8 protein-coding genes are annotated in these 12,374 nt (G+C 45.8%); 3 read left to right on the top strand and 5 right to left on the bottom strand.

Annotated features, from left to right (window positions below; genetic code table 11):
- Positions 1-18: 18 nt before the first annotated feature.
- On the bottom strand, positions 19-2,307 hold the full coding sequence (locus MN210_RS06870) for a TonB-dependent siderophore receptor (protein WP_338411914.1): 2,289 nt from the start codon (positions 2,305-2,307) through the stop codon (positions 19-21).
- A gap of 445 nt (positions 2,308-2,752) precedes the next feature.
- On the opposite strand from MN210_RS06870, the gene MN210_RS06875 reads away from it, so the two are divergent.
- The 3 genes from MN210_RS06875 (at position 2,753) to MN210_RS06885 (ending at position 5,234) form a co-directional block, all read left to right on the top strand.
- Positions 2,753-3,589, top strand: coding sequence for a pirin family protein (locus MN210_RS06875; protein ID WP_241877994.1), 837 nt, complete (start codon positions 2,753-2,755; stop codon positions 3,587-3,589).
- Between the two features lie 200 nt (positions 3,590-3,789).
- Positions 3,790-4,311: a P-loop NTPase family protein gene (locus tag MN210_RS06880; RefSeq protein ID WP_338411915.1), complete on the top strand. Its 522-nt coding sequence runs from the start codon at positions 3,790-3,792 to the stop codon at positions 4,309-4,311.
- A gap of 131 nt (positions 4,312-4,442) precedes the next feature.
- Positions 4,443-5,234 (top strand): putative hydro-lyase, encoded by a 792-nt coding sequence (locus tag MN210_RS06885; RefSeq protein WP_338411916.1) that lies wholly within the window; start codon positions 4,443-4,445, stop codon positions 5,232-5,234.
- A gap of 199 nt (positions 5,235-5,433) precedes the next feature.
- On the opposite strand, the gene MN210_RS06890 is transcribed toward MN210_RS06885, so the two are convergent.
- From MN210_RS06890 to MN210_RS06905, 4 genes are all read right to left on the bottom strand, one after another.
- A complete protein-coding gene (locus MN210_RS06890; protein ID WP_338411917.1) occupies positions 5,434-8,715 on the bottom strand; it encodes a beta strand repeat-containing protein in 3,282 nt (1,093 codons plus the stop codon).
- On the bottom strand, positions 8,708-8,872 hold the full coding sequence (locus MN210_RS06895) for a hypothetical protein (protein WP_338411918.1): 165 nt from the start codon (positions 8,870-8,872) through the stop codon (positions 8,708-8,710). Before MN210_RS06895 ends, MN210_RS06890 begins: the two co-directional genes overlap by 8 nt.
- A gap of 179 nt (positions 8,873-9,051) precedes the next feature.
- Positions 9,052-9,234 (bottom strand): hypothetical protein, encoded by a 183-nt coding sequence (locus MN210_RS06900; protein WP_338411919.1) that lies wholly within the window; start codon positions 9,232-9,234, stop codon positions 9,052-9,054.
- A 1,692-nt stretch (positions 9,235-10,926) separates the two neighbouring features.
- Positions 10,927-11,160 (bottom strand): hypothetical protein, encoded by a 234-nt coding sequence (locus MN210_RS06905; RefSeq protein ID WP_338411920.1) that lies wholly within the window; start codon positions 11,158-11,160, stop codon positions 10,927-10,929.
- Between the last annotated feature and the right edge of the window lie 1,214 nt (positions 11,161-12,374).

Raw genomic sequence — 12,374 nt, forward strand, 5'->3', positions numbered from 1 at the left:
TCTGAATCACGATAAGCATTAAAACGTATAGCTCAGCTTTCCAGAAAGTGTCAACGGCTTACCATAATTGATTTGACCAAAACCGAACCCCGTATTACTCAGGTATTCTTCATCAAATAGGTTTTCTACATTGAGTTGCGCCTCCAAACTGTCTGTAATGTTGTAACGCGCCATAATGTCTACTAAAGTCACGTTATTCTGCTCATATTTCTCCAGCGTCTGCGTTGCTGGATTGGTCAGTAAGGTGTGGCGTTCATCTGACCAATTAATACCACCGCCTACCGTTAAGCCGGGTATCCATGAAGACATGTCATAAGTGTTGAACAGTTTGAATACTCTGTCTGGAAACTGCGGATTAACTCTATCGTCATTATCATCTTTTGCGATAAACTGGGTAAAACCAATACTGGTTTGCCAATCAGGATTAATACGCCCCGTCACCTCGATGTCTACCCCCTTGCTGGTTGCGCCATCTGCTTGTATATAAGCTTGCTGCGGCGGATCTGTATTAATAATGGTTGTGCCCGCCACTGGCTGTGCTAAATTATCTTGCTTAATACGAAACACACTAAATTGACCTTGTAGCGTGCCCGCAACGTTACTGCTTTTAATACCCAATTCATAGTTGTCGCCATCAACGGGGTCAAGCAAGTTATTATTAACATCCCGCTCTATTTGTGGATCAAAAATGCTGGTATAACTGGCAAATACGGTGTGGTTATCATTGATGTCATAGGTGGCGCCTATATAGGGCACCCATTTATCATCGTGTGATACATCAATATCGACACCTGAATCAAAGCCTTCACTGTCATAATCGGTTACGCGTGTACCGAGTACTAACGCTAACGGGTCTGTGAGTTGGAAGCGACCCGAAGCAAATAGACTTTTCTCTTTAGTATCAACATTAGCAGTCTCTCTTTTATCACTCCAGACGGGTTCTGGATAATCACCATTCCAAGTATAAAAGTTTATCGGCTCATAATTAGGCGTAGCCGTATGCGCGTAACTCTTTAGCTCATTTTTGTTATAGCTGCCGCCAAATTGCACTGTATGGGTTTGACCAAAGGCATCAAAAACACCATTTACAGTGGCTTTCCAGTTGTCTTGATTACGGTCGCCACCAGAGTAACTATTGTAAGTAGCTGCACCCATGCCTGTTTCTCTGTCGATCGTATTGCTTAGTAAATAAAGCAGTTTGTCATCTGCTTCATTTTTACTACGACTGCCTTGCAACATAAACTGCCAATCATGGGTAATATCGTAATTTAATGTACCAAAATACGTGCGATTTTTATTGTCCCATTCTACCCAGTCCACACTGCTATTTCGGTCTACATCCCAAGACGTTTTTCCGCCATCTGAGTAGTATGCAGGCAATCCGCCCCACATGCCCGAATCTATCTTGGTATCTTGTTGCGATGCCCCTATACTAAGTGTGGCTTTTTCGCCTATATCAGCATCGACCACACCATACAATAGACCTATCTGTTTTTCTTCACGATCAATAAAGGTGTCGCCATCTTTATATTGCGCGATAAAACGCCCTCTTATATCGCCCCCTTTTATTAATGGCGTACTGGCATCGAGCGTTGCGCCATATTGACCATGATGATCACCTTCAACACGAATCATGGCTTCAGGGTTACGGCTATTGGCACGTTTACGAATCAGATTAATAGACGCTGAAGGCTCACCTGAGCCACTGGTTAATCCTGTTGCGCCGCGCACCACTTCGACACGGTCAAAAATAGCAGTACTGGTAAAGTCTTCGCCCTTTGTCCAAATACCATTAAAATCAACATCTTGACCGTCAATTTGATATTGAGTGATATCAAAACCACGTGCAGACGACATGGTACGCCCACCGTCAAAGGTCAGCAGGCTAACCCCTGGCGTGTGCCGTAATACATCGGCAACATCTTCTAGGTCTTGATCTTCAATCTGCTGATGGGTAATGGTCGTGACCGATTGCGGAGTATATTGGGGAGACAAAGCCAAACCCGTTGCAGTTGATGCATTCTCAAAAACGTAACTATCACTGTCTTCACTAATATCGTTGTTAGAGGCTACCACTTGTATCGTATCTAGCATGACAGTGGGTGCGGCCGCCCGATGTATTCGTTCATTCGCCTGCGTTTTAGGTGTTGGTGTTGTCGTAGCATTTTCTACTGTATTGTCTGCTTCTGCATTATGTATTTCTACTGCACTGGCTATTGATGGCAGTGTAGCTAGCATCGCTGCCCCCACACAAACGGATAAGAAACGGGGTGATGTCAATGTTATGGGACGTGCAATTTGACTCATTACGTGTATAACGTTACTCAACCTGTTGTACTCCATGACATTGATTACACTGCTGGCCTGCTTAAATAACTTGATAAATTTCTCCATAAAATAAGACTGATAATTGTCTAAAATGCTATTCATTATTATTTAGTTACTATAATGTATTGATTATGATACTAAATATTAACTAACAATAACACAAATGATAATTGTTTTCATTTAAAGCATGATTTATTTGTTAGAAATATTTATATTAAAGAAAAATCGTTATTTGAGCCCATCCTAGACTCTGTGTCATACAATAGAATCGCTTATACTATAACGAATTCACTCTCTTGATAGACTCCTCCTGGGTACACCATCTTAAGTGCTGTTACCCTCTGTCAATACTTGATAATTTCTAATAAATACCTATATAACCATAAACCTATGTGATAAAAACACAACAAGAGAGAATTAAATTATGCCAAACAAAACAAGAACAATTACCGAGGTTTTATCAGCACACAAAGCCATCGATGACGGGGACATGCTGTTATGGCGTGCCCTGCCTCAGCGTGACCGATTTTCTATTGGGCCCTATGTGTTCGTTGATCATTACAAACACCAAAGCATGCGTGGTATTGGGGATAAACCGCACCCACACGCTGGGATTGAAGTGATTAGTTACCTATTTGAAGGCGGCGTTGCCCACCGTGACAGCAAAGGCCTAAAAGGCGAGTTGAACGCACTTGATGCCCAATATATTAATGCAGGACGCGGTATGATCCATGCCGAACAGCCAACCAGTGGTCGTCACGGACTACAATTATGGACAAGCCTACCCGCTGACAAAAAACTGATGGAACCCAGCTATCAAGAATATCATAGCGACAAAATCCCTGAGTTTAATAAAGATCAAGCCACCGTCCGCGTTATTGCAGGCCATCTTGAAGGTCATAACGGCCCCATTCAGACCCAAACCACCAATCTATTAGCGCATGTTCGCCTGCCTGCCAATCAAAGTGTTACTTTGGATGTGGATGAAAAAAGTGCTGAAGAGCTTGGGATTTATGTGGTGATTGGTCAATTAGCTTTAGCTGATGGACGCAAACTTGGTTCAGAATCTATTGCCGTTTTATCTACGGGCAATAGTGTTACGTTGACAGCCAGTGATGCCGATGTCGAGTTGGTGCTACTAGGTGGCGATACCATCAAAGACAATATTATTTTTGATGGTCCATTTGTGATGGATACCGAAGAGCGTATCGTACAAGCTTATGAGGATTATCACAGCGGTAAAATGGGTCAGCTCGTATAACCGGTTTATGATCGTCTGTCGTTATGGCATGCCTGCTGTATCGACAGACTTAGACTAAAAGATAGACTATTATAAGTGGCTGATTATAATGGTCTATTTTAGATTTTATAGACTGATTTTAGGTGGTTTCTCTAAGGTATGCTACATGCCTTTTTTCGAATATTACCGAAATATTCATAAGTGTTTGAGGTAGTATAACTATGAAAAAAGTCAACGTGTTAGGGACATCGGGTTCAGGGAAATCTACGTTTGCCAAAGCTCTAGCAGATAAGCTTAAATGTGCATACGTTGAAATGGACGGATTATTTTGGCTCGATAATTGGCAGCATGTTGATGATGAAACCTTTATCAAAAATATTGAAAAAGCGCTAGATAAGCCAACATTTATATTAGATGGTAATTATAGTCGGACAATACCTATCAAATGGAAAGATATCGACACCGTCATTTGGCTGAACTATTCGTTCCCATTAGTGTTATCTCGTGCTTTTAGGCGTGCCATATTTAGGACTATTAGTAGAAAGAAGCTGTGGGATACCAATAATGTAGAGAGCTTAACAAGACTGTTTTCCAAAAAATCTATTATTTGGTGGACGATCACAACGCATCATAAAAATCGTAAAAAGGTTCGTCAATTAATAAACAAACCTGAACACCAGCATATTAAATTTATTGAACTGACCAAACCCATTGAGGCCAAAACGCTTTTAAAAAGTTTATAACATTGGGAGCGATATGACTTATGGTATCTTTCTAAATGGGCTATAGACGAGTAGCTGCTTTATTGGCTATTATGGTTTTTTAGAGTTAAGCACACCAAAGTTAAGTCACTCAGGCAACAGGGAAATATATCATGACAGACCTTGCCAACATTACGCCTCAAAGCGCTCGAATTCTCATTAGAGAAGGCAAGCTCAATCAGCCCACATCTGGGTTGTGTAAAGGTCATGTTCAGGCCAATCTGGTTATCGTCCCTAAAGCCCTTGCCTATGACTTCTTATTATTTGCTCAGCGCAACCCAAAACCCTGCCCCATCTTAGATGTGACCGACATCGGTAGCCCAGAGCCCAAGTTTATGGCAAAAGGTGCCGACCTTCGCTATGACTTAGCAAGATATCGTATTTACAAACAGGGTGAGCTGGTCGATGAGGTATCAAATTTAGAGAGTTATTGGCAGGATGATTTGGTCGGCTTCTTGTTGGGCTGTAGCTTCTCATTTGAATCAGCGTTAATCAATGCGTCTATCCCCATCCGTCATATCGAAGACAATCACAATGTACCGATGTACATTACCAATATAGATACCGTACCAGCCGGCGCATTTAGCGGAAAAATGGTGGTCAGTATGCGCCCCATTCCCTATCATCAAGTTACTCGGGCGGTGCAAGCAACGTCACGCTTTCCGCAAGTTCACGGTGCGCCGGTACATATTGGTGATCCAAGCCTAATCGGTATTGATGATATTAACACCCCTGACTTTGGTGACGCCTCTCGCATTGGAAAAGGCGAAGTGCCTGTGTTCTGGGCGTGTGGTGTCACTCCGCAAAACATTGCAATGACATCAAAGCCTGAGCTGATGATCACCCATGCACCAGGTTATATGTTTATTTGTGATCCAAAAGATGAAGATTTGGCGGTATTGTAAAATTGAGTGCTGAAACTGATATCCTAATCGCCGCAAATTATGTCAATGTAACCACATATTTAGCTTAACCTTTTGAGCCACTTGAGTCACTACAGTATCGCGACTTAAAACACCAAAACATCATAAAAAATGCCAGTCAGTTGTAACTGACTGGCATAACTTAAAGTGAAAACGTTTTTTACAGTGAGGTTGTTTGGGGTTAGATTACGTTGATACCTTGTTCGATATAAACTGTGTAATCATTACCATTACTATTAGTCCAAACATCGTAAGTCACGCCATCTTGAGTCAAATCCCCAGTATCTGACCAAGTACCACCACCTTGAGTACCAGTCTCACTATAGTTTGTACCTAGTGCCTGACGTCCGATATTCACTGTGTTACCCCCATCACCTCTTATATAAATATCATTCGTTAGGTCACCACGATTAACATCAGCCAAATGAATCGTTGTACCATGCAAATCAATGGCTTCAATATTGGTTACATCTGACAATGAAACCTTATTATTACCAGTTTGAATATCTAAGGTATCAAACCCTGCGCCACCGTCAATCTTACCCCCTGTATAGCTCGCTACAGTAATAGTGTCGTCACCAGCACCTAAATTAATGTTACCACCACTCATGCTGGTAGTAATATTAACCGTATCATTACCGGACTCCATATTCACTGTGCCACCTGACACAACGTTTAGCGTAGTGGTATCATCAGAAGCTGCGAAATTAACGGTACCATTAGACATCTCCCCTGTTATTTGGAAGTTATCATCATTACCTAAGTAAACCGTACTACCGCTCATATTATTGATAGTAACCGTATCCACAGCATTATCTTCATTATCTGATGCTGACCCAGTATAAACAACCGCTCTACCACCATCTAACGTACTAAGTGTAAGCGTGTCACTACCTAAGCCGCCGATGATACTAGCCACAGTCCCTGACGCTGAACCGCCATATACTCGGCCTTCAATAATAATCGTATCGTTACCATCACCCGCATCAATAGTAGCAGAGTTATTATTACCACTACCACCAGTAACTTGACCATCTATACGAATAGTATCATCACCTGTACCACTCAAGATGGTAACTCTACTATTAATAGGAGTCCCGCCACTGACATCACCGCCGATGGTAATGGTATCATCATCAGCACCACTATCTAATAATACAGTGCTTCTATCAAGTCCTGCTATAGCTGAACTGACATCTTGTGCAATATTGATACTATCTTCACCTGCTCCGCCAAGAACATTCATTGTATTTCGATTACCAGTACCAGCGCGCAAATATGTACCTATATTGAGAGTGTCATTACCAGCACCTAAGTCGACCGTATGAGTTCTACCATCGAGTTGACCGGCCGAAATATAAGAGGTGGTAGTCAATGTATCATCATTATCACCAAGAGAGACATCAGCACGATTAATCAAGCCTACTTCTACCACATCGACTCCTGAGCCCGTTCTGATAACAGAACCACTATCTACAGGGCCTGATGCTGTAATTGAGTTATTACCATTACCTAAATCGATAGTAGAGCTATCAATCCCGCCTAAGGTAATCAAGGTATCATCACCATCTGTCGTTGTAATAACACTGCTATTAATTGAGTCAGAGTTATTAGAATTAACACTGATTAGGTTGTTACCATTACCTTCAGCCGTAATAGTGATATTTGAAATTGCTAAACCATTGTTATCAAGCGTCAATACTTGGTTGTCACCTGTACCTAGATTAACAGAGGTCGTTGTATTATCAGTTCCTACTAGACCACTACCAATATAGGAATCGTTGCCTTCTCCCATATTCACTGTTGTATTAGCCAATAAGTTACCACCAACATTTAAGGTGTCATCACCTCCTAACAAATCCACAGTGAAGGTATTGCTTGTGCCGCTACCAAGAGTCGCAATATTATTTCTGACATAGATAATATCACGATCATCGGTAAACACAGTGTTGAACTGCGGATTACCATCAGATACTGTGTTAGTAGCATCACGAGGACGATCCAGCGGGTTTAGGTTCCCAGAACCTTCTAAAGAATCTGAGTCAAAGTAATAGAGCTTTATCGGGGCAAGTGGATCTGTGGCATTACCAGCCTGATCAACAAATCCTAGTGGTAAGAACTCATCATAAATATCATTGCCATTATTATCTACCTTCGGATCTGCATTACGCGCATTACTCCCCTCATAGTTATCTTCATCATTAATAGCGAGATAAGCTCGTGCATTGTCTCTGGATAACTCTAATGACCAATTACCGTCTGCATCTACTTGTGTGCTAGCAATAATACCATTACCTTCTGGTCCGCCAGTAGGATTAAACACATACTCCCCTGTTTCGTTAGTATAACTATAAGCCACTACCGTACCTTGTTCAGCATTGACACCAGAGATGATAAGTGGACCTGTTCCTGAAACCCCAGAAATCAGTAGAGACTCTTCAATAGTATCTAAAACAAACTTAGCTTGTTCACTACTGCTCCATTCAGAGTTTATTTCGGTGGTTTCTACTGAAGCAGGGTCATCAATATTAACAACTCGTGCTTCATAACGATACTCTGTACCATATGTTGAGGGAAGCTCAGCTGGCTCAGTATAAGTATATTCAGTATCAGTATTACGAGTCAGTGAGGTTATCACCTCCTCTTCGGTAGCAACACCATCAACTACTGTATAGCGAACAACCTCTAAGGCTTGATAACCATCCACTAATGGGTTATCAATAGTCACCGTCACTGTCGGTGTCATATCATTGGTTAGATTCTGCTGATTTGGTGTTGCATTATCAGAATCTGCAACTACCCCGCCAGAATAAACATAATTGTCACCGTAATTTGCACTTGCTACCCCTGAAATACTCGTATTAGTATTTGATAGCGAGTTTGGCAGCTCAGTGGTCGCATTTATATTATCTGTAACAACAATATTTGTCACTTCTGCTAATGGCGTTATATTAATAGTAAACGTTTGCGGCGTTGGCGTACTACCGTCCTCATTACCATCTTCTACAATGACACTAAAGCTAGCTTGATTATTTGCATCGGTCACATTACTACCATCATGTGCAAAGCTCACCTGACCATCAGCCAACTGTTGTCCAGTAAATGAGGTCGCTGCCGTACCATCTACCATCACAACCCCATTTGTTAAGTTAGTCACAGTAAAAGTAACCTCACTAGCAATATCTTCAGCGTCAGGATCTGTGAAGTTCAAATCTGTTGTTGTGATAATAGTTGAGTAATTTTCAACAACCTCTGCTTGGAAATCACCGGTTAGTACAGGCGCTTCATTGAGATTAGGAGCTTCGCTTGTCCCTGGCTCACTGGTGCCATCTTCATCGGTTGCCGTGGCGCTTACGGTTTCGCCATTGATAAGCGGTGCAGCTGAGGTATCTACGCTGTAGTTACCATTAGCGTCGGCAGTTGCTGTGTAATCTGGCGTGCCATCACCATTGGTGTCATGCAATATCCTGCGCTTTACCACTGATCGCGGTGCCATCAGCATTAAACCACAGTCGGTGGTTTGGCGCGGTTGTTGTGTCGCCTGGGTATCGTACCGGGCGTCGCCAATGTGCTGTGGCTACGGTTTCGCCATTGATACGGTGCGGTTCCGTAGTTACCATTTGCGTCGGCAGTTGCGGTACGGCGTGCATCACCATTGGTGTCAATAGCAATATCTGAGCTGGCTGCGCTTTACCACTGATCGCGGTGCCATCGCTATACCAGTCGTGCTTCAGGCGGCTCCCATTAACATCACCGGAGCATCCAGCTGGCGTCCCTCTTCGTTTTGCACTTATCATGATTAATGATTGCTGAGTCCACTGTTACCATTGCGTCGGCGTTCCGTACTCTGGCGTGCCATCCCTTGGTTCATTACCAAGCTGCTGCGCTTCCGCTGATCGGTGCCATCGTAATTACCACAGTCGGTGCGTTTGGCGCGGTGTCGTTGTGTCCCAGGCGTATCTGTACCGGCTCTCATCTTCATCGCCGTGGCGCGTTTACTGTGCGGGCAGCTGAGTATCTACGCGTAGTTACCCGGTGCTGTGAATCGGCGTGCCACCATTGGTGTCTGTATATTGACTCTGCCTTTACCACTGATCGTGCCATCAGCATAATACAGTTCTTCGTGCGGTGTCGTTAGTGTCGCCTGAGGCGGTATCTGTACCTGGCGCGCTCGCCATCTTGCTTGGCGCTACGGTTTCGCCATTGATAATGCAGCTGTACATGGTTACCATTTGTCGGCGTTACCGTGTAATCTGGCGTGCCATCCTGGTGTCAATAGTATGAGCTGGCTGCACCACTGATCGTGCCATCAGCATTAATTACCACAGTCGGTGTTCGGTTGTCGTTGTGTCAGCGGTATCGACCATCTCCATCTTCATCTCTGTGGCGCTTACGGTTTCGCCATTGATAAGCGGTGCAGCGAGGTATCCACACTGTAGTTACCATTTGCGTCGGCAGTTGCTCAGTAATCGCGCCATCCATTGGTGCGTCACCAGGGTATCTGTACCGGCCGCGCATCTTCATCGTTGCTGCGCTTACGTTTCGCCATTATGCGTGCAGCTGATATCTACGCTGTAGTTACCTGCGTCGGCATTCGTGTAATCTGGCGTGCCATCACCATTGGTCATAGTAATACTGCGGCTGCGCTACCCGTCGCGGTGCCATCAGTAATTAACACAGTCGGTTCGGCGCGGTGTCGTTGTGTCGCCTGAGGCGGTATCGTGGCGCTCGCCATCTTCATCGTTGCTGTGCGACGTTTCGCCATTGATAGCACTGTTCTGGTTACCATTAGCGTCGCGGTTCTGTAATCGGCGTGCATCATGGTGTCAATAGCAATATCTGAGCCTGGCTGCTTTCGCTGATCGCGTGCTCAGCATAACAGTCGTGCGTTTGCGGCGTTATGTCCAGGTATCTGTCCGGCGCTGTGCCAACTGTGCGCTTACGGTTCGCATAAGCGAGCGTCACGCGTGTTCATTAGCGTCGTTCTCTGGCCATCCCATTGTTCATAGCAATCTGAGCCTGGTGGCACCGCTGATCGCGGTGCCATCAGCATTAATTACCACAGTCGGTGCGTTTGGCGGGTCGTTAGGTACAGAGCGGTACTGCCGGCGCGCTCGTGCATCTTCATCGGTTGCTGGCGCTTACGGTTTCATATAAGCGTGCAGCTGATATCCCGTAGTTACCATTGCGTCGGTTACCGTAATCTGGCGTGCCATCACCATTGGTGTCAATAGCAATATCGACTCGCTTCCGCTGATCGCGTCTGCATTAATCACCCATCGGTGCGTTTGGCGCGTGTTAGTGTCACCGAGGCGATGTACCTGGCGCTCGTGCCACTTCATCGTGCTATGGCGCTACGGTTTGCCATTGATAAGCGGTGCAGCTGTAACTGTAGTTACCATTTGCGTCGGTTGCTGTAATCGGCGTATCCTTGGTGTCAATAGTAATATCTGAGCTGGCGCGCTACCACTGATCGCGGCCATCGCATTATACACAGTTGCGTTTGCGGTGTGTTAGTGTCACCAGAGGATTAGGCGCGCTCTGCCATCTTCAGGTTGCTGTGGCGCTACGGTGCCATTGATAAGCGGTGCGTGGGTATCTCGCTGTGCCTTAGCGTCGGCGTTACCGTAATCTGGCGTCCATCACCATTGGTGTCAATGCTATCAGCGGTGCTTTACCCGATCGCGGTGCCATCGCATTTAACAGTCGGTGCGTTGGCGTTGTTGTCGCTGAGCGTATCACTGGCACGCTCTGCATCTTCATCGGTGCTGTGGCGCTTGGTTCGCCATTGATGCGGCGCTGAGGTATCCACACTGTGTTCCATTGCGTCGGCAGTGCTGTGTAATCTGGCGTGCCATCCATTGGTTCTAGTAATATCTGAGCCGTGCTTTCCAGATCGCGGTGCCATCGCATTAATTACCACAGTCGTGCTTCGGTGGTGTCGTTAGTGTCGCGGTATCTGTGGCGCGCTCGTGCCATCTTCATCTTGCTGTGGCGCTTACTTCGCCATTGATAAGCGGTGCACTGGATACCTTTGCGTCGGCGGTTACCGTGTAATCTGGCGTGCCACCATTGGTGTCAGCAATATCGAGCCTGCTGCGCTTTACCACTGATCGCGTGCATCAGCATTATTACCACAGCGGTGCGTTTGGCGCGGTTCGTTAGTTCACCAGGGCGGTATCTGCCGCGCTCGTGCCTCTTCATCGTTGTGGCGCTTACGGTTTCGCCATTGATGTGCGTATCGCTGTGTCATTATCGGCAGTTGTGTATCTGGCGTGCATCCCATTGGTGTCAATAATATCGACCTGCTTTACCACGATCGCGGTGCCACAGCATTATTACAGTCGGTGCTTCGGGCGGTGTCGTTGTGTCGCTGACGTACCGGCTCTTGCATCTTCATCGTTGCGCTTACGGTTTCGCCATTGATAAGCGGTCGACAGCTGTATTACCATTAGCGTCGGCGTACCGACTGGCGTGCCATCACCATTGGTGTCAATGTAATATCGCCTGGCTGCGCTTTACCGCTGATCGCGGTGCCATCAGCATTAATTACAGTCGTGCTTCAGGCGCGGTGTCGTTGGTCGCCAGGCGGATCTGACCTGGCGCGCTCGTGCCATCTTCATCGGTCTGGGCCTTACGGTTTCGCCAGTGTGGCTGGGATCCGCTGTGTTACCATTAGCGTCGCGTTACCGTGTAACTGGCGGCCATCACCTGGTGTCAATAGAATTCGAGCCGGCTGCTTTACCGCTGATCGCGGTGCCATCAGCTACCACAGTCGGTGCGTTTGGCGCGGTTCGTTAGTTCACCAGAGCGGTATCTGTCCCTGGCGCGCTCTGCCTTCATCTGCTTGGCGCTCGGTTCGCCATTGATGCGCAGCTGGTATCACGCTGGTTACCATGCGTCGGCGGTTCCGTGTAATCTGGCGTGCCATCACCATTGGTCAATAGCAATATCTGAGGGCTGCGCTTTCCGTGATCGCGGTGCCGTAATACACATCGGTGCGTTTGGCGCGGTGTCGTTGTGTCGAGGTATGTTGGCCTCGTGCCATCTTCATCGGTGCTGGCGCCGGTTCGCCTTGATAAGCGGTCGCTGTATCCCTGAGTTACCATTTGCGTCGGCAGT

This window comes from Psychrobacter raelei (assembly GCF_022631235.3).
GTDB lineage: Bacteria > Pseudomonadota > Gammaproteobacteria > Pseudomonadales > Moraxellaceae > Psychrobacter > Psychrobacter raelei.